Here is a 23,125-nt window from a genome sequence, read left to right on the forward strand (position 1 = left end):
GCCGGCCGGGGCGCCTCCCCCGAGAAGGCGAGCGCCGGTTGCGGCGCTCCGGCGACGAACACACAGACCAAACCCGTGACGACCCTACGACCCACTGCCGCTCCCCCGAACGCTTGAGATCAATTCAACCGTGCCGGACGGGCCCCGCGCACCGTCCGACACGCCGCTCGGAGCGCCGCTGAGCTGGAGTCTCACGCCCGTCTCATGCGGCCACGAGGTCCTGCTGGGGTGCCGGCCTGTCGAGCCGCACGCCGCCCTGGGGATCGACACCGGGCAGCAGGGCGAGCGCGAGGAGGGCGACGACCGCGCCCACGACCCCCAGCCAGGGGATGACGGTCGCGGTCGCGGCGGCGTGGGCCGCGGGCAGGCCGTGCAGGGGCGCCTCCCGCGTCACCACCGACCCGTACGCCGTGCCCGCGACGGCCAGCGCGACCGAGCCGCCGATCTGCCGGAAGAACGTCAGGTTGGCGCTGGCCGTGCCGATGAACCGGGGCGGCACGGCCGTCTGGATCGCCACGGTGAGGCCGGACAGCATGGGCCCCATCCCGAGCCCGATCAGCGCCATCCAGGTGACGAGCAGCGGGGTCGAGGTGCCGACCTCGAGGTTCGCGCACAGCGCCGTGCCCGCGACGAGGAAGACCGGCGCGATCACCAGCCACGGCTTGTAGCGGCGCGTGCGCGAGATGAGGGCGCCGGTGACCGCGCTGCCCACGACCATCGCCAGCATCAGCGGGTAGATGTGCAGGCCCGAGGAGGTGGCGCTCAGGCCGTGCGCCTCCTGGAAGTAGCGCGGCAGGAAGACCACCCCGGCGTACATGCAGAACGCCGTGAAGAACGACGCGACGTTGACCAGCGAGTACGTGCCGTTCGCGAACAGGTGGAGCGGCACGATCGGCTCCGCGGCCCGCCGCTCGACGAGGACGAACACCACGAGCAGCACGGCCGCCGCGCCGATCGGGCGGCGACCGGCCCGCTCGTCCAGGTGTGGCCGTCGACCCCCCTTCTCGGTCAGGCGACGAGCAGGGCGCTGATCGCGGCGCTGAAAACGGCGATGCCCAGGTAGTCGGGCCGCGCCCCGCCGTGCCCCGGCCGGTGCGGCAGCCGCCACACGATGATGGCCACGAGGACGGCGCCGATCGGGACGTTCACGTAGAAGGCCCAGCGCCAGCTCGCGTGGTCGGTGAACAGGCCGCCGAGGAACGGCCCGGCGATGTAGCTCAGCGCCATCACGCCGCCGAGGGCGCCCTGCACCCGCCCGCTGCGCTCCGGCGGGAACAGGTCGATCACCAGCGCCAGCGACAGCGGCAGCAGCGCGCCCGCGCCGAGTCCCTGCAGGCCGCGGAAGGCGATGAGCTGCCCCATGCTCTGCGCCGCTCCGGACAGGATCGAGCCGAGCAGGAACAGGACCACCCCGACCAGCAGGAGCGGCTTTCGCCCGTACGCGTCGGAGAGCCGGCCGTACAGCGGGACCGTGACGGTCGAGGTGAGGAGGTAGGCGGTCACCACCCAGGTGTAGAGGCCGGCGCCGCCCAGCTCGGTGGTGATCCTCGGCAGCGCGGTGCGACGATCGTCTGGTCGAGCATCGCCAGGAACATCCCGCCGAGCACGGCGAACAGGAGGAGTCCGTTTCTGGATCGCATGTGTCGAAGGTGACATGTAAGAGCTGACATGTCAATCCGGAGGTATAGTGAGGGGCATGTCCCTGCGCATCGCTCTTCTCGGTCTGCTGACGGCCTACGGCTCGGCGAGCGGCTACGACCTGACCAAGAAGTTCGAGAGGTCGGTGGCCCACGTCTGGCAGGCGGGGCACAGCCAGATCTATCCCGAGCTGGCGAAGATGACCGCCGACGGGCTGGTGACGGTGGAGGCGGAGGGCGCACGTGGGCGCAAGATCTACTCGATCACCCCGGAGGGCCGCGCGGAGCTGCGCGCCTGGCTGGTCGGGCACGACCCCACGGGTCCGGCGCGCAGCGAGGTCGCGCTGCAGGCGTTCCTGCTCCCGCTGCTCGACCCCGGCGAAGCGCTGGACGTGCTGGAGCGGCTGAAGGCGTACATGGAACAGAAGCAGGCCGAGCTGGAGGCCCTCTGGGCGGCCAAACACGCCTCCCCCGTCCCGGAGGGGACGTCCGGGGTCAAGTTCGGCAATCTCGCACTGGACCTCGGCATCCGGCAGACCCGCACCACGCTGGAGTGGGCGAACGACGCCATGGCCCAGCTCGAACGCCAGGCCTGACCCCGGCCCGGGGACGGGCGGCAGGGCCTACCGGCAGGCGAGCTTGGGTGGCGCGTCCCGTTCGGGATCGAAGTCGACATTGCCGAAGTGCTTGCGCAGCAGGTCACGCATCGTGCCGTCGCCGTACATGCGGCCGATCGCGTCCTCCACGGCCCGGCAGGTGCGCACATCCTTCCTGGGCAGGCCGACGGCGTAGCGCTGGTCGGTCAGCCGCAGGCCGAGCACCGACAGCTTCAGGCTCGCGACCCGGTTGGCGAAGCCGGCGATGATGAGGTCGTCCCCCGGCACGGCGTCGACCTCGCCTCGCGTCAGCAGCTTCATGCACTCGGCGTAGTCGCTCACCGGGACCTGCTCGACGTCCGCCTTTCCCGCGACGAGCCGGGCGGTGGTGCTGCCGGCGGGCGCGCACATCCGGCGTCCGGCCAGGTCCTCCAGCTTCTTGATCCGCGAACCGGCGAGCACCAGCAGGTCGGCGTGGGCCCTGTAGTACGGCCCGGCGAAGGTGACCGCGTCGTCGCGGTTGTCGTCGTAGGAGTAGGTCGCCACGACCATGTCCACCGTGCGGTCGGTCAGCGCGCGGACCCGGTCGTTGACGCCGACCCTGCGGAAGGTGATCCCGCTCGCGGGGACCGCGAGGCTCCTGGCGATGGACGTCGCGACGTCCACGTCGAATCCGCTGAACCCGCTCGCCTGCTCCAGGCCGACCCCGGGCACGTCCCACCGCACACCGATCGTCAGCCGCTTGGTCCGCCGCGCCTTCTCGTACACCGAGGCGTACGTCGGGCTCGGCCGCGGCGAGAGCACGGCGTGGCCGGTGCCGCCGTCCTGGGGCGCGCCGCCGAACGCGAAGCCGGTCTTGGCGGCGATGACCGCGCCCCCGGCGGCCGCGAGGGCCAGCACGGCGGCGAGCCCACCGACGAGGCCCCCTGCGGCGCGCCGCGCCCGGCCGATCCCGGCCGACACGGTCCCATCCGGGCCGATCCCAGCCGGCTCCATCCCATGCGGCCCCGTCCCATCCGGCGCCGGCTCCGCCAGGCCGGGCCGTGCGGCGCCGTGACCGCCGTGGTCCGCACCCTCGCGTGGGACGCCACCGGACGCGCCACCGGACCTTGGGTCGGTGGGGCCGGAGGACCGCAGGAGCGCGGGGGACGCCCCGGTCGGCACGTCGTTCCAGGCGTGGCCGCCCGTCCCGGTCCGCGCGCCGCCCGTCGTAGGGGAGCCCGCGCCCGTCGCCGCGGTGCGGCCAGGACCCATGGCGCCAGTCGGACTGCCAGCCGGGCCCATGGTGCCAGCCGGACCCATGGTGCGTCCCGGACCGATCGGGCGGCTTGGGCCCGTGCGCGCGAGGCGCGTGGCGTCGGGGTCGGCCGCGTGCGCGGCCCCCTCGGACAGCACGACCGCCGACGCGTCGCCCGACACCGCGCGGCCCAGCAGGCGCAGCAGGATCTGGTCGGCCGTCGGCCGCTCGTCGGGCGACTTGCGCAGGCACGCCCGGACCACCCCGCCGAGCGGCTCGGGCAGCATCCCGGTGTCGATGTCGTGGTTGAGGATGCGGTTGAGCACGACCGCGATCGACTTCCCGCCGAACACGACGTCACCGGTCGCGGCGTACGCGATCGTGGAGGCCCAGGAGAACACGTCGGCCGGGGGCCCGACCTTGCCGCCGGAGATCTGCTCGGGCGCCATGTAGGCGGGCGTGCCGATCGCCCGGCTGGTGATCGTGGCGGTCGAGTCGAGGATGCGGGCGATGCCGAAGTCCACCACCCGGGGGCCGTCCACGGCCAGCAGCACGTTGTCGGGCTTGAAGTCGCGGTGGACGATGCCCGCCTGGTGAATCGCGGTGAGCGCGGTGGCGGTGCCGACCGCGAGCCGCTCCAGGCCCGAGCCGGTCAGCGGCCCGTCCGCCTCGACGGCGTCGCGCAGCGACCGGCCGTCGATGAACTCGCTCGCGATGTACGGCGTGTCGCCCTGCAGGTCGGCCGCGAGGACCCGCGCGGTGCAGAAGCTCGCCACGCGCTGGGCGGCGCGCAACTCCCGCGCGAAGCGGGACCTGGCGGTCGCGTCGCCGGAGAACTTGACGTGCAGCAGCTTGACCGCGGCCCGCTCGCCGGCCTGGTCCTGGCCGAAGTAGACCACGCCCTGCCCGCCCTCGCCGAGACGGCCGGACAGCACGAAGGGACCGAGCCTGGTCGGATCCCCCGGTTGCAACGGCGCGATCTGCGGCATCCCGTTCCCCACGATTCGGCAAAGTACCGGCCAGCAAGAACTTTACGGCCCCGGCGCGACGGTTCCGCGGCCCGATACCGCGCCGTGACGTCAGGAAACCGTGACAAAGCGGCGAGCGGTTCGTATCCGCGGGTAACGGGAAAGGGGCCGCCCGGAATTCTCCGGGCGGCCCCCTGCCGGTGAAGCGGCGTTACAGCGCCATCTTCTTCTTGAGGTTCTCGTCGAGCGCCGCGAGGAAGTCCTGCGTGGTCAGCCACTCGGCGTCGCCGCCGACCAGGAGCGCGAGGTCCTTGGTCATCTGGCCGCCCTCGACGGTCTCGACGCAGACCTGCTCCAGCTTCTCGGCGAAGTCGATGACCTCGGGCTGGTTGTCGAGCTTGCCGCGGTGCTGCAGGCCGCGGGTCCACGCGAAGATCGAGGCGATCGGGTTGGTGGAGGTCGGCTTGCCCTGCTGGTGCTGGCGGTAGTGCCGGGTCACCGTGCCGTGCGCCGCCTCGGCCTCGACGGTGCGGCCGTCGGGGGTCATGAGCACACTGGTCATGAGGCCGAGCGAGCCGAAGCCCTGCGCCACCGTGTCCGACTGGACGTCGCCGTCGTAGTTCTTGCAGGCCCACACGTACCCGCCCTCCCACTTCAGGGAGGCGGCCACCATGTCGTCGATCAGGCGGTGCTCGTAGGTGATCCCGGCGGCCTCGAAGTCGGCCTTGAACTCGGTCTCGTAGACCTCGGCGAAGATGTCCTTGAACCGGCCGTCGTACGCCTTGAGGATCGTGTTCTTGGTCGACAGGTAGACCGGGTAGCCGCGGTTGAGGCCGTACCGCATGGAGGCGCGGGCGAAGTCGCGGATCGACTCGTCCAGGTTGTACATCGCCAGGGCGACGCCGGAGCCGGGGAAGTCGAAGACGTTGAGCTCGATCGGCTCGCTGCCGTCCTTGGGCGTGAACGTCAGCGTCAGCGTGCCCTCGCCGGGAATCTTCAGGTCGGTGGCGCGGTACTGGTCGCCGAAGGCGTGACGGCCGACGACGATCGGCTTGGTCCAGCCGGGCACGAGCCGCGGGATGTTCGACATGATGATCGGCTCGCGGAAGATGACACCGCCGAGGATGTTGCGGATCGTCCCGTTGGGGGACTTCCACATCTTCTTCAGGCCGAACTCCTCGACGCGGGCCTCGTCCGGCGTGATCGTCGCGCACTTCACGCCCACGCCGTACTGCTTGATGGCGTTGGCGGCGTCGATCGTGACCTGGTCGTCGGTGGCGTCGCGGTGCTCAATGCCGAGGTCGTAGTACTTCAGGTCGACGTCGAGGTAGGGAAGGATCAGCTGGTCCTTGATGAACTGCCAGATGATCCGGGTCATCTCGTCGCCGTCGAGCTCGACGACCGGGCCCGCTACCTTGATCTTGGGCATGCGTGGGGTTCCCCTTCTGAACTAACTGGCCAGCACGTCCTTTTTGAGGCTCACTGGCCGTTGAGGCTATCGGACGGGTGTGGTAAGTCCGCGACGAGGTCGTGTCCCTACGAGTCGTGCAGCCGCAGCAGCATGAGCAACGAGCCGATGACGAGCGCCGCACCGAACGCCGCCAGCGTGAGCGCGTCCATCCGTCTGCTGCGCACCGCGAGCGCGCCCGCCCGCCGTTCCGAGACCGTCATCCGGGCCAGGGATCCGGCGAGGAAGCCGCACCCCATGATCGCACCGCCCGCGGGCACCGGCACACCCAGGCCGATCGCGCACAGCCCGGCGCCGCACCCGCCGCCACCAGCAGGTACGGCCCCCAAGCCCGTGCTCTCGCTCGTTCTCACTTTTCTCCCATGCCTGCCACTGCGGTTCTCGGCGCGTTCCTCACTGTCACCGCTCGTCGATCGGCACCCACTTCTGGTCGCGCTCGCCGATGTACTCGCTGTCCGGCCGGATCAGCCGGTTGTCGGCGTGCTGCTCGATCACGTGGGCGGTCCATCCGGACATCCGGCTGACCGAGAACACGGGCGTGAACAGGTCCGTGGGGATGCCGAGGTAGTGGTAGACGGTCGCCGCGTAGAAGTCCACGTTCGGGTACAGGTGCTTGTCCGCGAAGACGACCTCCTCCATCTCCCGCGACATCCGGTAGTAGGTGTCGTCGCCCGAGGCCTCGGCCAGCTCCTGCGACATCCGCCGCAGGTGGGTCGCCCGGGGGTCCTCGGTCTTGTAGACGCGGTGCCCGAATCCCATGATCTTCTCGCCCGCCGCCAGCTTGTCCCGTACGGCCTGCGCGACGCCGCGCGGGTCCAGCGCTTCCAGCGTACGCATGACCTGCTCGTTCGCCCCACCGTGGAGGGGGCCCTTGAGCGTGCCGATGGCGGCGACGATCGCCGAGTGCATGTCGGACAGCGTCGCGGCGCACACGCGGGCGGCGAAGGTGGAGGCGTTCATCGTGTGGTCGGCGTGCAGCACCAGGCAGGTGTCGAAGATCTCGACCTCGCGCGGCTCGGGGCGGCGGCCGGTGATCTGCAGCAGGAAGTTCGCGGCGGTGCTCAGCTCGGGATCGGGCTCCGGGATGTCCGCGCCCGTCCTGGCCGCGTGGTAGCGGGCGACGAGGATGGGCTGCTGGGCCGTGAGCCTGGCGGCCTTGCGGCGGTTGGCGTCGGCGGCGTTGGAATCCTTGTCCGGGTCGTCGGCCCCCGCCAGCGAGACCAGCGTGCGCAGCGCCTCCATGGGCGCCTGCTTTCCGGCGATCTCGGAGACGTTGCTCTCGACGAGCGCGCCCAGGGTGCGGCCCTCGGCCAGTTCCGCGCCGTAGTCCGCGAGCTGTCGGCGGGTCGGCAGCGTGCCGCGCTGGAGCAGGTGGGCCACCTCTTCGAAGGTGGCGTGGCCGGCCAGGTCGTGGATGTCGTATCCCCGATAGAAGAGACGGCCGGCCTTCCCGTCGATGTCGCTCAGCGCTGTGGACGCGGCGACGACATCGGCGAGGCCTTTGGTGGGCTTGTCCGCCATAAGGGTTTCCTCCGCTTATCTCCGCCCGAAGTCTACCCGTGAGCAGGTAAACCGCCCCTCAAAGGTCCAGACCAATTCCAGGATTGATTCTGCTCCTGGCAAAGGCGATTCCCCCTCGCCACGGGTGGGTAAGCCGCAGCTATAGGGAAAGTAACGGCGGGCTACCTGGGGAGGAACTGCCGTGGAGGGGCCGTTCATACGGATCGAGGACAGCGGCGAGGTGGTGCCGCTGCGCCCCGACGTCACCACGATCGGCCGAGGCCGAGGCGTGGACGTCCGGCTGACGGATCCGAGCGTGTCACGGCTGCACGCCGAATTCGTCCGTCGCGGGCCCTACCTGTACGTCGTGGACCTGGGCCTGTCCCGCAACGGCACACGGGTGAACGGCAGGCCGATCGCCAGGAGGGTGCTGGACGACGGCGACGTCGTCTCCTTCGGGGCCGCCCGGGCCCGGGTCGGCGGGATCCCGCGGGAGGACCTCGCCCCCGAGGTCGAGTTGCGCCGCGCCGCCGCGCCGGAGCTCACCAGGCGGGAGGTCGACGTCCTCACCTCGCTGTGCCGTCCCGCGTTGTCCGACGAGGCGTTCGTGGCGCCCGCGACGGCCCGGGAGATCGCCGACGACCTCGTGGTGACCGAGGCGGCGGTCAAGCAGCATCTGCTGCGGCTTTACCAGAAATTCCGCATCCCGGAGGGCACCAACCGGCGCACCCGGCTCGCCAACGAGGTCGTCGCCCTCGGCCTGGTGCGGCCCACGCCGGTCGTGCCGCCGCAGCGGGCGACCGGACCGGCCGAGCCCGAACCGCAGCCGCAGCCACGCACCAGCGCGGGCCGCCGGGCGTCCTGACCCAGCGGCACACCCGCCGCCGGGGGCGGAAGCCGTCCCACCCCCGGCGGCCAGTGGAGCGTTCCGAACGGCCCATGGCCGGCGTACGGCCGCGGGCCCGCCCTCGTGCGCCCGGCTGTGTGGGCCCTCGTCCTTTCGGTGCCGAACAAAATCCGCGAAGGCCCCGTCGAAAGAGATGACAACCGATCTCCATAGGGGGGCACCGATGCGTAAGGTTCTGGTTTCTCTGGCGGCGGCCGCGGCGGTGACGGTCGTCGGGGCGGGTCAGGCCATGGCGGCGGCTCCGGCCACGCTCCCCAAGGGCTTCCTGCTGGACGAGGCCAAGGTGGACGGCCCGCACAGGCCGTGGGAGCACATGAAGCTCACCGACAGCCTGCGCAAGCCCCTTGAGGTGAACCCGTGCGACCGCAGGACCGCCCGCGACGGCCGCAGCGCGAGCCGTACGTTCACCTACGTGGCCGAGACCGTCTACCGGAGCGAGCAGGTCGTGCTCTACCCGTCGGAGCAGGCGGCGAAGGCGGCGATGAAGTCCGTACGCGCCGACCTGGCCGAGTGCGGCACGGGAGGCCGGGGCCCGAACCGTCACGTGTACAGGTGGAAGAGCGCCGATGCCGGTGACGAGGCCCTCCGGATCGGCGGCTTCTTCTTCGAGAACAGCTCCCGCTCCGTCATCGTCCGCAAGGGGAGCGCGGTGGCGGTCTACGTCAGGACCGGCCTGGTGACCAAGAGCCTTCCGGTCTCCCAGTTCCGCCCGCTGATCAAGGACGCCCGGACGATGGCCGCCAAGCTCTGCGACCTCCCCGGCGTCTGCGCATAGGCCGGGGAGGCCGGGGAAGCCGGCGTTCACCCGCCGCTGACGAACTCCGTGGTGTAGGTGGCGCCGAGGTCGATCGTGTCCTTCCTGCCCTTGACGTTGGGCGAGAAGGAGCCGAGCACCTCCAGCACGTTCCTGGCGCCGTCGGCGGGCATGACCCCGTCCTTCGTGAAGATGGTCTTGGTGTCGCCGATGGCCTTGACGTACAGCTTCGGGTCGTCCCCGGCGTACTCGGCGGGCATCTTCGCCGCGATCTCCTCGGCCGAGTGCTCGTTGATGAATCGCAGCGTCTTGACGAAGGCGCCGGCCAGCTTCCGTACGACGGGCTTGTTCGCCTTGACCCAGGCGCAGTCCATGTAGAGCGAGCTGGCCGGGTAGAGGCCGCCCAGGGCGGCCTTCGTCCCCTCCTCCGTCCGCATGTCGACGATCACCTTGGCCTTGCCCGTGGTGGTCAGCCGGGCCGCCGTGGGGTCGGTGGTCATGCCGCCGTCTATGCCGCCGTTGTCCAGGGCGGAGATGAAGGTGGGGCCGGCTCCGGCCTTCACCCGGGTGAAGTCCTCGACCCGCACCCCGTTCCGTACGGCCAGGGCCTGGGTCAGGAAGTCCGTCGAGGAGCCCGGGCTGGTGATGCCCAGGCGCCTGCCCTTGAAGTCGGCGGGCGAGGTGATCTCACCGGCCTTGCCCGCGGCCACCAGTTCGACCTCGCCGGGCACATCGGCGAACTGGACCACGCTCTGGATGCACTTGCCCTTGGTCTGCAGGTCGATCGTGTGGTCGTAGAACCCGACGACGCCCTGCACGTCGCCCGCCACGAGGACGTTCTCGGCCTGGGCGCCGGACGGTTCCGACAGCAGTTGGACGTCGAGTCCCTCGGCCTTGAAGTATCCGAGCTGCTCGGTGAGCTTGGCGGGCAGATAGATGACCTTGTCGATGCCGCCGACCATGATCTTCACGGTCGGCGTTCCGCCCGGCTGCCCCGCGCCGGCGCGCGAGTCGCGGCAGCCGGTGAGACAGAGCGCCAGTGCGAGGCCGGTGGCGGTGACGGTGACGAGGCGGGGCAACGCGTTCATGGGGGGGCTCCGATCAGATCTGCGCGTCGGCGGCGGCGGAGGACGACGGGGGGCGCCAGGCGAGCAGCCGGCGTTCGAGGAGGGTGAGCAGCCACTCGGCAAGCAGGGCGACGACCGTGATGATGATCATCCCGGCGTAGATGCCCGCGGCGTCGAACGTGCCCTGGGCGTGGTTGATCAGCAGGCCGAGGCCCTTGTCCGCGCCGGTGTACTCGCCGACGATCGCTCCGATCAGCGCGAAGCCGAAGGCGACGTGCAGGCTCGCGAGGATCCACGACGTGGCGCTCGGCAGCACGATCGAGGTGAGGATCTGCCGGGGCTTCGCGCCGAGGATGCGGGCGTTGTCGACCAGCGTCCTGTCCACTTCGCGGGCGCCCTGGAAGGCGTTGAAGAACACCGCGAAGAACACCAGCACGACGGCCGTGGCGACCTTGGACGACATGCCCAGGCCGAACCAGATCACGAACAGCGAGGCGAGGACGATGCGCGGGATCGCGTTCGCGGCCTTGATGAACGGGGCGCACACCTCGGCGATGAACCGGCCCCGGCCGAGGAGGACGCCCAGCACGATCCCGGCGAGCGATCCGGCCGCGAATCCGAGGACGGCCTCCTCCAGCGTGACCCCGATCTGCTCCCAGATCGAACCGAACGCCGTTCCCTTGGTGAACCAGTCGACGAGCCGGCCCCAGATCGCGCTGGGCCGGGAGTAGTAGAACGGGTCGAGCCAGCCGGCCGTGGCGGCCTCCCAGCTGCCCAGCCACAGCACCACGAGCAGGACCCGGGTGACCGTGATCTTCGGCGCCGGGAACCGGCGGCGGCGGGCGGGGGCGGACGCCTGCGCGTCCTCGACCGGGGGCGGGGCGGCGGCCACGGTCTCAGGCGGCACGGCGGGCTCCTCTCGCCCGGGTGATCTCGACCTCTTCGCGCAGCGAGTCCCAGACCCGCCGGTAGACGTCGAGGAAGGCGTCCTCCAGCCGGATCTCCTCCACCCGGCGCGGCCGGGCGAGGTCGACGCGGACGACGTCCTTGACCGTCGCGGGCGCCGCCGTCATGACGACCACGGTGTCGGCGAGGGCGATGGCCTCGGTCAGGTCGTGGGTGACGAAGACGACCGCCGCGCCGGTGCCGGACCACAGTTCGAGCAGCAGGTCCTGCATGTGCTCCCGGGTCTGCACGTCGAGCGCGCCGAACGGCTCGTCCATCAGCAGGATCGACGGCTCGTTGATCAGCGTCTGGGCGAGCGCGACCCGCTTGCGCATGCCCCCGGAGAGCTGGTGCGGGTAGTACCGCTCGAAGCCCGCGAGCCCGACCCGCGCGACCCAGTCCGCGGCCTGCTCACGCGCGGCCCGCTTGGGCGCGCCCCGGTACCGCGGGCCCGCGGCGACGTTGTCGAGGACCGTACGCCACGGGAGCACGGCGTCCTGCTGGAACATGTACCCGAGCCGGTCGGGTATCCCGGTCACCGGGCGGCCGTGGACCAGGACCTCGCCCTCGCCGGCCTGGGCCAGCCCGGAGATCATCGACAGGCTGGTGGACTTGCCGCATCCCGTCGGCCCGACCACGCTGACGAACTCCCCTTGGCGTACGGTGAAGGACATGTCGCGGGTCGCGGTGTGGGCCGCGCCGTCGCGAGAACGGAAACGTTTCGTCACGCCCCGCAACTCGATCGCGGGTGGTGATTCGGCCACGAGTTCACCCCTTCAGGAAACCGTTATGCGAAAGCTCTCCGGGACCGTAGGCCGGGGTGAAGAGGCCGACCAGGCTTGTGCCACTTGTTCGGGTAATGCGCATACTTCGCGTTCTGCGCTTTCTGCTCACCCTTGTGTGACGAGACCCGGCGGGTATCGTGCTGGGCATGCCCTGGGCCGACCCTCCTAGGCCGCGTCCGCACCCCCGTTTCGCGACCCAAGCGCTGCTCGTGCAGGTCGCGGTCCTCCTGCTGATCATCGGTCTCGGCTTCGCGCTGGTGGCGTACCTGCTGCACGCGGAGCTCGAGCGCCAGTACGAGCAGCGCGCGCTCGCCGTGGCGCGCGCCGTCGCCGCCGACGACGTCGTGATACGCGCGGTGGCCGCCCACTCCCCCGGCCCGCAGGTGCAGCGGCGGGCGAGGAGGTACGCCGCCGCACCGGAGTGCTGTTCGTGGTGGTGGCCGACGACCAGGGCATCAGGTACTCCCACCCGGACCCCGCGAGGATCGGGCACCGGGTGAGCACCGAGCCGGAGGCGCTCGCCGGCCGGGACGTCGTCACCTTCGAGCGCGGCACGCTCGGCCTGTCGGCGCGCGGCAAGGTGCCCGTGCTGGACGGCGCCGGACGGGTGGCCGGCCAGGTCAGCGTGGGGATCGCGGCCGGCGAGGTGTCCAGGAGGGTCGGCGACCTGCTGCGGGGCGCGGCCGGGTTCACCGGTCTCGCGCTGCTGCTCGGCCTGGCCGCCTCCGCCGGCCTCGCGCGCCGCCTCAAGCGGCAGACGCTGGGGCTGGAGCCCTCCGATCTCGCCGACCTGCTGCGGGAGCGCGAAGCCGTACTGCACGGCATCGACGAGGGCGTGCTGGCGGTGGACGCGGCCGGGCGGATCACGATCTGCAACGACGCCGCCGCGCGGCTCCTCGGCGGCATGCCGGATCCGGGCACCGCGGTCGGCGACGCGGGCCTGCCGGCCGGCGTACGCACGCTCCTGGCCGAGCGCCGCACCGTCCGCGGGGTGCTCCTCGCCACCGAGGACAGGATGCTGGTCGCCACGGCCGGGCCGGTGCGGCGCGGGCAGCACGACCTCGGCCACGTGGTCACGCTGCGGGACCGCACCGACCTGGACGAGATGACCCGCGAGCTCGACGTGGTGCGCGCGCTGTCGGACGCGCTGCGCGCGCAGGCCCACGAGTACACCAACCGGCTGCACACGTTGTCCGGCCTGCTCAGCCTGGGGCACCGCGACGAGGCCGCGGCCTACCTCCGCGAGCTCGCCGACGATCCCCTCGCGACGGAGTACGGCGACGGCGGGCGGCTGCGCGACCCGTACGTCCGCGGGCTGCTGGCCGCGAAGACGGCGGTGGCCTCCGAGTGCGCGGTCGACTTGCGGCTCAGCCAGGACTCGTTCCTGCCCGGTCCGCTCACCTGCCCGCTCGACATGGTCACGGTCCTGGGCAACCTGGTGGACAACGCGATCAGCGCGGCGCGCTCCGGCGCCCGCAGGCCCGCCTGGGTCGAGGTGTCGCTGCTGGCCGAAGCCGGCATCCTGCACCTCGTCGTCGTCGACAGCGGGGACGGCGTCCCGCCACAGGCCTGCGACCGGCTGTTCGACCAGGACTTCACCACCAGCGCCGACGACGCCCGCCCGCACGGCGTCGGACTCGCGCTCGCCCGGCGCGTCGCCCGCAGGCACGGCGGCGACCTCGCCCTGACCAGGCCTTCCGGCGCCGACTGCGGGGCGGTCTTCGTCGCGCGGATCCCCGGCGCGGTCGAGCCCGCGCGTCACCTGTCCGGAGCCCCGTCCACCGGGTGCGTGGGGGCGCCGTGATCCGGGTTCTCGTCGTCGACGACGACTTCCGCGTCGCCAACCTCCACGCGCGCTATGTCGGGCGGGTGCCGGGGTTCGAGGTGGCGGGCATCGCCCACACCGCCGCCGAGGCCGTCGCGCTCGCCGGGCGGCTGCGACCCCACCTCGTGCTGCTCGACCAGTACCTTCCGGACGCGCCCGGCACCTCGATCGTCCCGGACCTCGGCGGGCACGTGATCATGCTGACCGCCGCCGCCGAGGCGGGGGTCGTCCGCGAGGCGCTGGGCCGTGGGGTGGTCAACTACCTGGTGAAGCCCTTCACCGAGGGCGACCTCGCCGAGCGGCTCCGCGCGTACGAGCGGTTCCACCGGCGGCTGGGCGGCGCAGCGTCGCTGAGCCAGGCCGAGATCGACCGCGCGGTCCGGATGCTGCACGAGGGCGACCGGGTCGACGCCGCGGTCAGGAAGGGCCGGTCGAGCCACACCGCGCAGCTCGTCATCGACGCCCTGCGCGCCGCCGGAGGACCGGTGACCTCAGCGGACCTCGCCGCCCGGCTCGGGCTGTCCCGGGCCACCGCCCAGCGTTACCTGTCCGACCTCGCCGCCGACGGACGGCTGACCGTCGGGCTCAGGTACGGAACCACCGGCCGGCCCGAACACCTTTACCGGCTTCCTGAGCCGCCGGCGCAGTAGCCTGCCCCAGTCCGACGGGCTCGGCAGCGTGAGGAACGCCTCCGCCTGGAGCGCGGAGACGCCGATGCGCGGCAGGTCGCGGGTGTTCGGGTAGACCAGGAACCGCGGCTCCCACAACGGCCTGAACTTGGCGTTGAAGCGGTACAAGGACTCGATCTGGAACCAGCGGGACAGGAAGACGAGGATGCCGCGCCAGGCCCGCAGCACGGGCCCCGCGCCCAGCCGCTCCCCCCGCGCCAGCGCGGAGCGGAACATCGCGAAGTTCAGCGACACCCTGGTCACGCCGAAGTCCGGCGCGGCCTGCAGCGCCCGGACGATCAGCAGTTCGTTCAGCCCCGGATCGGCCTCCCGGTCCCGGCGCATGAGGTCGAGCGAGATGCCGTCGCGCCCCCAGGGCACGAAGTGCAGGACGGCCCGGATGTCCCCGCCCGACTGGTCGTCACCCTGCGGCGCCGCCGCCCGGTGCGCCGTCACCACGAGGCAGTCGGCGTCGGCGGGGTCCCCGAACCGGCCGAGCGCCATGGAGAAACCGCGCTCGGTCTCGGTGCCGCGCCAGTGATCGGCCGCGGTGCGGATGCGCTCGCGCTCCGCCTCGCTGAGGTCACCGGCCCGCCGCACCTGGCAGGAGTAGCCGAGCCGCTCCACCCGCTTGACCATCTGGCGCACGTTGCGCATGGCCCGGCCCTCCAGCGTGAACCCGGCCACCTCGACGACGGCCTCGTCGCCGATCTCCAGGGCGTCCAGGTCGCCCTCCCTGGTCCACACCTCGCCGGCGGTCTCGCTGCACCCGATGACGGCCGGGACCCACGCGTGCCGCCTGGCCTCCTCCAGGAAGCGCCTGATCGCGCCGGGCCACGCCTCGGGGTCGCCGATCGGGTCCCCGCTGGCCAGCATCACCCCGGCCACGACACGGTAGGCCACGGCGGCCTTGCCGCTGGGCGAGAAGATCACGCTCTTGTCCCGCCGGAGCGCGAAGTATCCGAGCGAGTCCTGCCGGCCGTACCGGTCGAGCAACCCGCGCAGGCGCTCCTCGTCGTCCTCGGTGAGCGCGGCGGCCGGTCGTTCCGGCCGCAGGGCGAGGTAGATCGTGGTCACGGCGGTGAGCACGCCGAGCCCGGCGAGCGAGAAGGACACCAGGTCGGCGACGCGGTCGGAGGTGTACTCCACCGGGCCGTCCAGGCCGACCAGGCCGAGCAGGACGTGCTGCATCCGGTCGCCGAAGCCCGGGTCGCCGACGACGGTCCTCGGGTGCGAGTCGACGATGATCCAGCCGAGCACCACGTCGAACGCGCCGAGCGCCAGCAGGTTCCACAGCGCCCGCCAGCGCGAGCGCGGGTCGGACAGGGCGTAGAACTCCCGCTTGTTGACCAGCAGCACCACGAACAGGAGCAGCGACACCGACGCGGCGATCGGGTGCCGCCAGCGCAGCCCCTCCAGCGCGGTGCCCACCGGCAGCAGCACCACGACCGCACGCCAGGCCCGGACCTTGCGCCTCCTGAGAGCGTGGGCCAGCATGATCAGCAGGATTCCCACCACCAGCGACGCCGACAGGGCGAGCGAGGTGACGCTACCCGGCAGGACGCTCGCGATCTCGCTGATCCGGCTTTCCCGGAAACGCGGGAACACGCCTTTGACGATGTCCAGAATTCCGATCAACAGGGCGGAATACGCTGCCGCTGCCGGTATCCATGGACGCGCTATTCCCCTCCGGGAGGTGTCTGTCCGACGGCTCACGGAAGCAGACCTTAAATGGTGAAATCCACTTCGGGGGCCAAGATTCCCATCCTTAACCCCGGCCTTACGTCTGTCGAGTACTTTTACATGGGCCGACGCCACGGGGGACGCAGGAAGAGGCCGGGGTTGGAACTGACAGCGACAAAAGTGCAGGTCCTGTTCGTCGTGCTCGCCCTCGGCGGACTGGTCGCGACGGTCTGGCTGTGGCCCCGGCTGAGCGGGCCGTCCTGGCGCTCGATCGCCGCACGGGTGGGCGTGCTGGTCGCGGACCAGACCCTGCTGCTGCTCGCGGTGGCCGTCGTGATCAACGCGTACTTCGGGTTCTTCGGCTCGTGGGGAGACCTGCTGGGCACGAACGCGGCCGCCGCGCCGCCGATCACGGCGGGTACGGCCGGTATGGCGGGCACGGCGGCCGGCGGAGCGGGCCTCGTCCGGGTGCTCGGCAGCAGGCCGGTCGAGGTCACCAAGCCGAAGGCCGGCGTGCCCGCGGGGCGTCTGGAGCAGGTGACGATCACCGGGGCCAGGACCGGGCTGAGCTCACCGGCGTACGTGTACCTGCCGCCGCAGTATTTCGACAAGAAGTACGCCGGGCGGCGCTTCCCCGTGATCCTCGGGCTGACCGGCTATCCGGGCGACGCGGAGAACCTGGTCACCCGGCTCGACCTGCCCACGCTCACGGCGACATCGATCCTCGCCCGCGAGATCGGCCCGACCGTCCTGGTCCTCATGCGCCCCACCGTCGCACCGCCCAGGGACACCGAGTGCGTGGACGTGCCGGGCGGCCCGCAGGTCGAGACGTACTTCACCTCGGACGTCCCGCACGCGATGGCCGCGGCGTTCCGGGTCGGCACCGAAGCCGCGAACTGGGGCATTCTCGGCGGATCGACCGGGGGCTACTGCGCGCTCAAGCTGACCATGCGGCACCCCGAGGCGTTCTCGGCCGCGGTGTCCCTGTCCGGGTACTTCCACGCCCTCATGGACATGACGACGGGCGACCTGTTCGGCGGAAACCGGCGGCTCCAGGACGAGAACGACCTGATGTGGCGGCTGGCCAACCTGCCGGCCCCTCCGGTGTCGGTGCTGGTGACCAGCAGCCGTCAGGGCGAGTCGAACTACCAGGCGACCGAGCAGTTCCTGGCGGCCGTGAAGCCGCCCATGCGGGCGTCCTCGCTGATCCTGCCGAGCGGGGGCCACAACTTCGCCACCTGGAACAGGGAGCTTCCGCAGGCCCTGCCCTGGCTCGCCCAGCAACTGCACGCGCCCGCGCAGCCACCGTCCCCGCCCGCGAGCGCCCAGGGTCCCGGCCGCCTCGCCCGCGAAGCGCCCCTGCACCCCGCCCGGCGGCCTCACCCCGGCCATCACGCTCCCACGCACAATGTCGCGAAGAAGAAGAAGAAGAAGTAGGCCGGCGGGGACGGACGTGACGGCGCCCCGCCTGTTCCCGGCCGGCGGCCGAGTGAGAACGGTGGGTCAGCGCCGCTCGGCGGCCTCGACGACGTTGGCCAGCAGCATGGCCCGGGTCATCGGCCCCACTCCACCGGGGTTGGGGGCGACGAAGCCCGCGACCTCGCGTACGTCGGGGGCCACGTCGCCGGTGAGCTTCCCGTCGACGCGGGAGACGCCCACGTCGAGCACGGCCGCGCCGGGCTTGACCATGTCGGCGGTCACGAGGTGGGGCACCCCGGCCGCGGCGACCACGACGTCCGCCCGGCGCACGTGGGACGCCAGGTCCTGGGTGCCGGTGTGGCAGAGCGTGACGGTGGCGTTCTCCGCGCGGCGGGTGAGCAGCAGGCCCAGCGGACGGCCCACGGTGATGCCCCGGCCGACCACGACGACCTCGGCGCCCTTGAGCGGCACGCCGTACTCCTGGAGGAGGACCACGATGCCGCGCGGGGTGCACGGGAGCGGGGCGTCGACCATGTGGACGAGCCTGCCCAGGTTGACCGGGTGGAGGCCGTCGGCGTCCTTGGCCGGGTCCATGCGCTCGATGAGCGCCTGGGTGTCCAGGTGGCGCGGCAGCGGCAACTGGACGATGTAGCCCGTGCAGGCCGGGTCGGCGTTGAGTTCGTCGACCGCGGCCTCCACGTCCGCCTGGGTGGCGCTTTCCGGAAGGTCCTTGCGGATGGAGGTGATGCCGACCTCCGCGCAGTCGCGGTGCTTGCCCGAGACGTAGATCTGGCTGCCCGGGTCGTCGCCGACGAGGATCGTGCCCAGGCCGGGGGTGATGCCCCGGGCCGCCAGGGCCTTCACCCGCTCCGCCAGCTCACTCTTGATCTTGGCGGCGGTCGCCTTGCCGTCCAGAAGCCGCGCGGTCATGGCTCTTCCTGTCCTTCCGGGTGGTCCTGCCGGATGCTCTACTGTCCCCCCTCGCGACGCTCGATGATCCGCCGGGTGAAGGGGATGAACTCCACGATCCGCCAGCCGAAGTAGGCGGCCAGCGCGGCGATGGGCAGCAACGCGATGGGGCTGTTCCACACGCCGTTCATCGTCGCGAAGGAGCTCATGATCGTATCAAGGGGCATGGAGGGACTCCGGGGGAGGATGGGGTGGGCGCTTCAGGCTAACCGCCCCACAGGGGTGATCGTGCCGTTTTCCCCCCATCCATCCCAACAGGCGCCCCTCCGTGCCGGTACGTCGGCCTTCTCGATCAGTGGAAGAAGTGCCGGGTGCCGGTGAAGTAGAGCGTGATGCCCGCCTCCTTGGCGGCCTCGATGACCAGCTCGTCGCGGATCGAGCCGCCCGGCTCGACGATCGCCTTCACCCCGGCCTCCGCCAGCACCTGCAGGCCGTCGGGGAACGGGAAGTACGCGTCGGAGGCGCCGACCGATCCGGCCGCGCGCTCGCCGGCCCGGGAGACCGCCAGCCGGGCCGAGTCGACCCGGTTGACCTGGCCCATGCCGACGCCGACTGTCGCGCCGCCGGAGGCGAGCAGGATCGCGTTCGACTTCACCGAACGGCAGGCCCGCCACGCGAAGGCCAGGTCGGCCAGCACCTCGGGCGAGGCCGCCTCGCCGGCCTTGAGCTCCCAGGTGGACGGGTCGTCGCCGGGCGCGTCCACGCGGTCCACCGTCTGCACGAGCAGGCCGCCGTCGATGCGGCGGAACTCCGCGGCGTTCGACGGCCCCTGCGGGCAGGCGAGCAGGCGGATGTTCTTCTTCTCCCTGAGCACCTCGAGCGCGTCCGCCGCGAACGACGGGGCGACCACGACCTCCGTGAAGATCGGCGCGATCTGCTCGGCCAGCTCGCGGGTCACCTCGCGGTTGACCGCGATCACTCCGCCGTACGCGGACACCGGGTCGCACTCGTGCGCCTTGCGGTGCGCCTCGACCACGTCGGCGCCGACGGCGATGCCGCAGGGGTTGGCGTGCTTAATGATCGCCACGCACGGCTCGGCGAAGTCCCAGGCGGCCCGCCAGGCGGCGTCGGCGTCCACGTAGTTGTTGTAGGACATCTCCTTGCCGTGGAGCTGCTCGGCGTTGGCCAGGCCGTCCTTGCTTCCGGTGTAGAGAGCGGCTCCCTGGTGCGGGTTCTCGCCGTACCGCAGGGCGGCCTTGCGCTTCCACGCCGCGCCCATGAAGGACGGCCAGTCGCCCTCGGGGGCGTACACGTTGGCGAACCAGGACGCGACCGCGACGTCGTAGGCGGCGGTGTGCGCGTACGCCGTGGCGGCCAGCCTCCTGCGCTCGGTCAGCGTGAAGCCGCCCTCGGCGACCGCGGCGAGCACCTCGCCGTACGCCGCGGGGTCGACGACCACGGCCACCGTGCCGTGGTTCTTGGCGGCGGCGCGGATCATCGCGGGGCCGCCGATGTCGATCTGCTCGACGCACTCGGCGTCGGAGGCGCCGGAGGCAACCGTGGCGGCGAACGGATACAGGTTCACCACCGCGAGCTGGAACGGCTCGATCTCCAGCTCCTCCAGCTGCTTGACATGGGAGGGGTTGGCGCCGTCGGCGAGCAGCCCGGCGTGGACCCGCGGGTGGAGGGTCTTGACCCGTCCGTCCAGGCACTCGGGGAATCCGGTGAGCGACTCCACCTTGGTGACCGGCACGCCGTAGGAGGCGATCGCGGCGGCGGTGCCACCGGTCGACACGATCTCCACGCCCGCGGCCTCGAGCCCCCGCGCCAGGTCTTCGAGACCCGTCTTGTCGTAAACGGTGATCAGCGCACGGCGGATGGCGATGCGGGTCACTTCGTGTTCCTTCCTGGTGTCGGGCCTTCTGCGGCCTGTCCTGCGACTCGTCCCGTCCCCAGGCGCACGGTCCGCCCGGTCAGGGTCCAGCCCTCGCGGGCCATGCGGCCCACCGTCTCGACGAGGAGGCGTCGCTCGACGGTCTTGATGCGCTCGTGCAGCGACTCCTCGTCGTCCCCCTCCCGTACGGGCACCGCCTCCTGGGCGATCACCGGGCCCGTGTCCACGCCGGCGTCCACGAGGTGGACCGTGCAGCCGGTGACGCGGACGCCGTAGGCGAGGGCGTCGCGCACGGCGTGCGCGCCGGGGAAGGCGGGCAGCAGCGCCGGATGGGTGTTGACGACGGGAAACGCGCCCAGCACCCGGGGGCCGAGGATCTTCATGAACCCGGCGGAGACCACCAGGTCGGGCTTGTGCTCGGCGATGCGCCCGGCCAGCCTCTCGTCCCACTCCTCCCGGGTGGGGTGGTCGCCCACCCTCTCGACGAACGTGGGGACGCCGGCGCGCTCGGCCCGGGCCAGGCCCTCGATGCCGGTGCGGTCGGCCCCGACGGCGGCGACGGTCGCGCCGAACGCGTCGTCTGCCGCCGCGTCCAGCAGTGCTTGCAGGTTGGTCCCCGATCCCGAGACGAGGACGACGAGCCGGAAGGACAGGGCGGAACTCCTTCGTGAGCTGCCTTCGTTTTGCAGGTGATTGCCGGGAGATGGTTCCTTAGAGAGTGGTCGAGCGTGGAGGGCCGTCCCTCGACGCAGCTAAAGCGTATCGGGCGCCGGCCATCACGACTGACGACGGGCTATGCGGAACGCGAGGCGAGGAGACCGTGACAACACCCCTACAGACGCCGACCCCTGCCACCGGAGGGCGCAGGGCTCTCGTGCTCGCCATCATGGCGCTGGTCTTCACGCTGTTGTTCCCGGCCGCCGGGCTGGCGCTGTCGATTTTCGCGATCGTCATCGCGATCCGCGACCTGCGCCTGCTCAACCGCGAACGGCGCGGGATCGGGATGGCGACCGGGGCCGTCGTGCTCTCGTCGCTCGCGTTCGTCCTGGGGATCGTGACCACGGGATTCCAGCTCTACTTCTCGGACGAGCTCAACGCGTACAACGAGTGCCGCAAGGGCGCGGGCACGGTGGCGGCCCAGCAGGAGTGCTCCGACCAGCTGATGCGGGCGTTCGAGCGCAAGATGGGCGTGGCCTGGCCGACCGGCGTCCCGGCCCCCGCCTGACCTACTGAGCGTCGCCGAGCTGGAGCGCCTGGAGCGCGAGCCAGGCGATGACGCGGTCCTCGGTGACGGAGACGGACAGGCCGGTCAGCTCCTCCACCCGCGCCATGCGCTGGCGCAGCGTGTGGCGGTGGATGCCGAGCTGCGAGGACGCCGCCTCCCAGCTGCTGTTCTCGCTCAGGAAGACCCGCAGCGAGCGGAGCAGGACCAGGGTGGCATCGTTGTCCAGCAGCGGCAGGAGCGGCGAGGTGAGCGCCGCGCGCGCGGCCGGGTCGAGGTGCTGAAGGATCAGTCGCTGGGTCGGCAGCCCGGCGAACTCGACCACGGGACGGGCGTCGGCCACGGCGACCGCGAGCGCCTGCTCGGCCTGCCGCCGGCTGAGCAGGCCGGAGACCGGCGGCTGCGGGCTGCCGATGCCACACCGCGCCGGAACGCCCTCCCGTTCGACCGCGTCGGACACCCGCGCGGTCCGCCGGCCCAGCTCGTCCTCCGGCAGCAGCACGGTGACCAGCGACGACTCCGAGCTGACCAGTCGGTGCAGACGTCCCGCATGATCTGCTCCATGCGCTCCAGGTGTGCCCCAGTGAACACCGGATGCCGGAACTTGGTCAGGAAAACCAAGTGGGCGTGCAGGACGAAAACGCAATGCCTGCCGGTTCTGATGTCCCATATTCGGCCATAGACCAATGCGAGGATCATGGCGTGCAGCTCCGGTACAACTACCGCCTGTCCCCGACGCCGGGCCAGCAGATCGCGCTGGCTCGGGCGTTCGGGTGCGCGCGGGTGGTGTTCAACGACGCGCTGCGCATCAGGCAGGAAGCCCGCGGAAACGGCCTGCCGTACGTTTCGGACGGCGAGTTGTCCACGCGGGTCATCACCGAGGCGAAGAAGACCCCGGAGCGGGCCTGGCTGGGCGAGGTGTCGGCTGTGGTGTTGCAGCAGGCGCTGGCGGACCTGAACACCGCGTACCGCAACTTCTTCGACTCGATCAGTGGCAAGCGGAAGGGGCCGAAGGTGGCCCCGCCCCGGTTCCGGTCCAAGAGGGACAACCGGCAGGCAATCCGCTTCACCCGCAACGCCCGGTTTGCCATCACCACCGGCGGGAAACTCCGGTTACCGAAGATCGGCGAGGTGCCGGTTCGCTGGTCGCGCGCCCTGCCCGCCGAGCCGTCCAGCGTGACGGTGGTCAAGGACGCGGCCGGCCGATACTTCGCCTCGTTCGTGGTCGAGGTCGCCGAGCAGCCTCTTCCGCAGGTCGAGCCCGAGGCCGGGATCGATCTTGGGCTGTCGGCGTTCGCGGTCCTGTCGAACGGGCGGAAGATCGACTCCCCGCGTTTCCTGCGCCGGGCCGAAAAGAAGCTCAAGCGGCTCCAGCGGGCGCTGTCCCGCAAAGCCACGGGGTCGAACAATCGGGCCAAAGCCCGGCAGCAGGTTGCCCGCCGGCACGCGAAGGTCGCCGACGCGCGCCGCGAGTTCCACCACCAGCAATCCACGAAACTGATTCGCGACAACCAAGCGATCTACGTGGAAGACCTGGCCGTGGCGGGACTGGCACGCACCCGGCTGGCCAAGAGCGTGCACGACGCGGGCTGGTCGCAGTTCCTGACCATGCTGGAATACAAGGCCCGCATGCACGGGCGG

24 protein-coding genes and 2 pseudogenes are annotated in these 23,125 nt (G+C 71.4%); 9 read left to right on the top strand and 17 right to left on the bottom strand.

Features of this window, described 5'->3' with window-relative positions; translation table 11 throughout:
* Positions 1-202 precede the first annotated feature (202 nt).
* The 3 genes from B1L11_RS20650 to B1L11_RS51500 form a co-directional block, all read right to left on the bottom strand.
* Positions 203-940: an MFS transporter gene (locus B1L11_RS20650; RefSeq protein ID WP_256862746.1), complete on the bottom strand. Its 738-nt coding sequence runs from the start codon at positions 938-940 to the stop codon at positions 203-205.
* A gap of 68 nt (positions 941-1,008) precedes the next feature.
* The gene (locus B1L11_RS20655) at positions 1,009-1,503 is read right to left on the bottom strand and encodes an MFS transporter (RefSeq protein WP_256862747.1); all 495 of its coding nucleotides are present in this window, start codon (positions 1,501-1,503) and stop codon (positions 1,009-1,011) included.
* Positions 1,500-1,640, bottom strand: coding sequence for a hypothetical protein (locus B1L11_RS51500; protein WP_256862748.1), 141 nt, complete (start codon positions 1,638-1,640; stop codon positions 1,500-1,502). The genes B1L11_RS20655 and B1L11_RS51500 overlap by 4 nt, the downstream gene beginning before the upstream one ends.
* Positions 1,641-1,696: 56 nt before the next feature.
* Here B1L11_RS51500 and B1L11_RS20660 point away from each other — a divergent pair, with 56 nt between their 5' ends.
* Positions 1,697-2,233, top strand: a complete 537-nt coding sequence (locus B1L11_RS20660) for a PadR family transcriptional regulator (RefSeq protein ID WP_079315995.1) — start codon at positions 1,697-1,699, stop codon at positions 2,231-2,233.
* Positions 2,234-2,260: 27 nt separating this feature from the next.
* Here B1L11_RS20660 and B1L11_RS20665 read toward each other — a convergent pair whose 3' ends face one another.
* The 4 genes from B1L11_RS20665 to B1L11_RS20680 form a co-directional block, all read right to left on the bottom strand.
* Positions 2,261-4,471, bottom strand: coding sequence for a serine/threonine-protein kinase (locus tag B1L11_RS20665; protein ID WP_143737419.1), 2,211 nt, complete (start codon positions 4,469-4,471; stop codon positions 2,261-2,263).
* Positions 4,472-4,649: 178 nt separating this feature from the next.
* Positions 4,650-5,867, bottom strand: coding sequence for an NADP-dependent isocitrate dehydrogenase (locus B1L11_RS20670; protein WP_030508449.1), 1,218 nt, complete (start codon positions 5,865-5,867; stop codon positions 4,650-4,652).
* A gap of 107 nt (positions 5,868-5,974) precedes the next feature.
* Positions 5,975-6,259, bottom strand: coding sequence for a DUF3017 domain-containing protein (locus B1L11_RS20675; RefSeq protein ID WP_079315997.1), 285 nt, complete (start codon positions 6,257-6,259; stop codon positions 5,975-5,977).
* A gap of 46 nt (positions 6,260-6,305) precedes the next feature.
* The gene (locus tag B1L11_RS20680) at positions 6,306-7,427 is read right to left on the bottom strand and encodes a citrate/2-methylcitrate synthase (protein WP_079315998.1); all 1,122 of its coding nucleotides are present in this window, start codon (positions 7,425-7,427) and stop codon (positions 6,306-6,308) included.
* A gap of 181 nt (positions 7,428-7,608) precedes the next feature.
* Here B1L11_RS20680 and B1L11_RS20685 point away from each other — a divergent pair, with 181 nt between their 5' ends.
* Positions 7,609-8,271 (top strand): FHA domain-containing protein, encoded by a 663-nt coding sequence (locus tag B1L11_RS20685; RefSeq protein ID WP_079315999.1) that lies wholly within the window; start codon positions 7,609-7,611, stop codon positions 8,269-8,271.
* Between the two features lie 205 nt (positions 8,272-8,476).
* A complete protein-coding gene (locus B1L11_RS20690) occupies positions 8,477-9,088 on the top strand; it encodes a hypothetical protein (RefSeq protein ID WP_079316000.1) in 612 nt (203 codons plus the stop codon).
* A 26-nt stretch (positions 9,089-9,114) separates the two neighbouring features.
* Here the strand turns inward: B1L11_RS20690 and B1L11_RS20695 are convergent, their stop codons facing one another.
* The 3 genes from B1L11_RS20695 to B1L11_RS20705 are packed head-to-tail and all read right to left on the bottom strand — an operon-like array spanning position 9,115 to position 11,807.
* Positions 9,115-10,155 carry an ABC transporter substrate-binding protein gene (locus B1L11_RS20695; protein ID WP_079316001.1) on the bottom strand — a complete coding sequence of 347 codons (1,041 nt, stop codon included), beginning with the start codon at positions 10,153-10,155 and terminating at the stop codon, positions 9,115-9,117.
* A gap of 13 nt (positions 10,156-10,168) precedes the next feature.
* Positions 10,169-11,041, bottom strand: coding sequence for an ABC transporter permease (locus tag B1L11_RS20700; RefSeq protein WP_079316002.1), 873 nt, complete (start codon positions 11,039-11,041; stop codon positions 10,169-10,171).
* Positions 11,031-11,807, bottom strand: coding sequence for an ABC transporter ATP-binding protein (locus B1L11_RS20705; protein ID WP_218671221.1), 777 nt, complete (start codon positions 11,805-11,807; stop codon positions 11,031-11,033). The genes B1L11_RS20700 and B1L11_RS20705 overlap by 11 nt, the downstream gene beginning before the upstream one ends.
* Positions 11,808-12,010: 203 nt before the next feature.
* Between B1L11_RS20705 and B1L11_RS48460 the strand changes: the two genes are divergently transcribed.
* The 3 genes from B1L11_RS48460 to B1L11_RS51505 are packed head-to-tail and all read left to right on the top strand — an operon-like array spanning position 12,011 to position 14,339.
* Complete coding sequence (locus tag B1L11_RS48460; RefSeq protein WP_218671222.1) at positions 12,011-12,364, top strand: hypothetical protein; 354 nt, start codon at positions 12,011-12,013, stop codon at positions 12,362-12,364.
* Complete coding sequence (locus B1L11_RS20710) at positions 12,286-13,668, top strand: sensor histidine kinase (protein WP_218671223.1); 1,383 nt, start codon at positions 12,286-12,288, stop codon at positions 13,666-13,668. The genes B1L11_RS48460 and B1L11_RS20710 overlap by 79 nt, the downstream gene beginning before the upstream one ends.
* On the top strand, positions 13,665-14,339 hold the full coding sequence (locus tag B1L11_RS51505) for a response regulator (RefSeq protein WP_079316019.1): 675 nt from the start codon (positions 13,665-13,667) through the stop codon (positions 14,337-14,339). The genes B1L11_RS20710 and B1L11_RS51505 overlap by 4 nt, the downstream gene beginning before the upstream one ends.
* 102 nt (positions 14,340-14,441) lie before the next feature.
* On the opposite strand, the pseudogene B1L11_RS20720 reads toward B1L11_RS51505, so the two are convergent.
* Positions 14,442-16,175: pseudogene (locus B1L11_RS20720) on the bottom strand (phosphatidylglycerol lysyltransferase domain-containing protein); the annotation flags it as partial.
* 45 nt (positions 16,176-16,220) lie between these two features.
* Between B1L11_RS20720 and B1L11_RS20725 the strand changes: the two are divergent.
* Positions 16,221-17,477 (top strand): alpha/beta hydrolase family protein, encoded by a 1,257-nt coding sequence (locus B1L11_RS20725; RefSeq protein ID WP_218671225.1) that lies wholly within the window; start codon positions 16,221-16,223, stop codon positions 17,475-17,477.
* 66 nt (positions 17,478-17,543) lie between these two features.
* On the opposite strand, the gene B1L11_RS20730 is transcribed toward B1L11_RS20725, so the two are convergent.
* The 4 genes from B1L11_RS20730 to purN all read right to left on the bottom strand — a co-directional run bounded on the left by B1L11_RS20730 (position 17,544) and on the right by purN (position 20,915).
* Positions 17,544-18,389 carry a bifunctional methylenetetrahydrofolate dehydrogenase/methenyltetrahydrofolate cyclohydrolase gene (locus B1L11_RS20730; RefSeq protein ID WP_079316005.1) on the bottom strand — a complete coding sequence of 282 codons (846 nt, stop codon included), beginning with the start codon at positions 18,387-18,389 and terminating at the stop codon, positions 17,544-17,546.
* A 38-nt stretch (positions 18,390-18,427) separates the two neighbouring features.
* Positions 18,428-18,595 (bottom strand): hypothetical protein, encoded by a 168-nt coding sequence (locus B1L11_RS46995; protein ID WP_179155248.1) that lies wholly within the window; start codon positions 18,593-18,595, stop codon positions 18,428-18,430.
* A 125-nt stretch (positions 18,596-18,720) separates the two neighbouring features.
* Positions 18,721-20,262: a bifunctional phosphoribosylaminoimidazolecarboxamide formyltransferase/IMP cyclohydrolase gene (purH, locus tag B1L11_RS20735; RefSeq protein WP_079316006.1), complete on the bottom strand. Its 1,542-nt coding sequence runs from the start codon at positions 20,260-20,262 to the stop codon at positions 18,721-18,723.
* Positions 20,259-20,915, bottom strand: a complete 657-nt coding sequence (purN, locus tag B1L11_RS20740; protein WP_079316007.1) for a phosphoribosylglycinamide formyltransferase — start codon at positions 20,913-20,915, stop codon at positions 20,259-20,261. Before purN ends, purH begins: the two co-directional genes overlap by 4 nt.
* 167 nt (positions 20,916-21,082) lie before the next feature.
* On the opposite strand from purN, the gene B1L11_RS20745 reads away from it, so the two are divergent.
* Positions 21,083-21,487 carry a hypothetical protein gene (locus B1L11_RS20745; RefSeq protein WP_143737420.1) on the top strand — a complete coding sequence of 135 codons (405 nt, stop codon included), beginning with the start codon at positions 21,083-21,085 and terminating at the stop codon, positions 21,485-21,487.
* Position 21,488: 1 nt separating this feature from the next.
* Here B1L11_RS20745 and B1L11_RS51510 read toward each other — a convergent pair whose 3' ends face one another.
* Both B1L11_RS51510 and B1L11_RS55020 read right to left on the bottom strand, forming a co-directional pair.
* Positions 21,489-21,986, bottom strand: a complete 498-nt coding sequence (locus tag B1L11_RS51510; RefSeq protein ID WP_256862749.1) for a CdaR family transcriptional regulator — start codon at positions 21,984-21,986, stop codon at positions 21,489-21,491.
* Positions 21,987-22,066: 80 nt separating this feature from the next.
* Positions 22,067-22,183 (bottom strand): annotated as a pseudogene (locus B1L11_RS55020) (hypothetical protein); the annotation flags it as partial.
* A gap of 3 nt (positions 22,184-22,186) precedes the next feature.
* Here B1L11_RS55020 and B1L11_RS20760 point away from each other — a divergent pair.
* Positions 22,187-23,125: RNA-guided endonuclease TnpB family protein (locus tag B1L11_RS20760; RefSeq protein ID WP_143737424.1), on the top strand; the 939-nt coding region annotated here is incomplete at its 3' end.

The sequence above is a fragment of the Microbispora sp. GKU 823 genome, from assembly GCF_002027145.1.
Classification (GTDB): Bacteria; Actinomycetota; Actinomycetes; order Streptosporangiales; family Streptosporangiaceae; genus Microbispora; species Microbispora siamensis.

What these genes read in the sequence shown, in the direction of transcription:
- B1L11_RS51500 (WP_256862748.1), bottom strand. Translation starts at nt 1,640, where the DNA reads ATGCGATCCAGAAACGGACTCCTCCTGTTCGCCGTGCTCGGCGGGATG.
- B1L11_RS20660 (WP_079315995.1), top strand. Translation starts at nt 1,697, where the DNA reads ATGTCCCTGCGCATCGCTCTTCTCGGTCTGCTGACGGCCTACGGCTCG.
- B1L11_RS20670 (WP_030508449.1), bottom strand. Translation starts at nt 5,867, where the DNA reads ATGCCCAAGATCAAGGTAGCGGGCCCGGTCGTCGAGCTCGACGGCGAC.
- B1L11_RS20680 (WP_079315998.1), bottom strand. Translation starts at nt 7,427, where the DNA reads ATGGCGGACAAGCCCACCAAAGGCCTCGCCGATGTCGTCGCCGCGTCC.
- B1L11_RS20690 (WP_079316000.1), top strand. Translation starts at nt 8,477, where the DNA reads ATGCGTAAGGTTCTGGTTTCTCTGGCGGCGGCCGCGGCGGTGACGGTC.
- B1L11_RS20695 (WP_079316001.1), bottom strand. Translation starts at nt 10,155, where the DNA reads ATGAACGCGTTGCCCCGCCTCGTCACCGTCACCGCCACCGGCCTCGCA.
- B1L11_RS48460 (WP_218671222.1), top strand. Translation starts at nt 12,011, where the DNA reads ATGCCCTGGGCCGACCCTCCTAGGCCGCGTCCGCACCCCCGTTTCGCG.
- B1L11_RS20730 (WP_079316005.1), bottom strand. Translation starts at nt 18,389, where the DNA reads ATGACCGCGCGGCTTCTGGACGGCAAGGCGACCGCCGCCAAGATCAAG.
- B1L11_RS46995 (WP_179155248.1), bottom strand. Translation starts at nt 18,595, where the DNA reads ATGCCCCTTGATACGATCATGAGCTCCTTCGCGACGATGAACGGCGTG.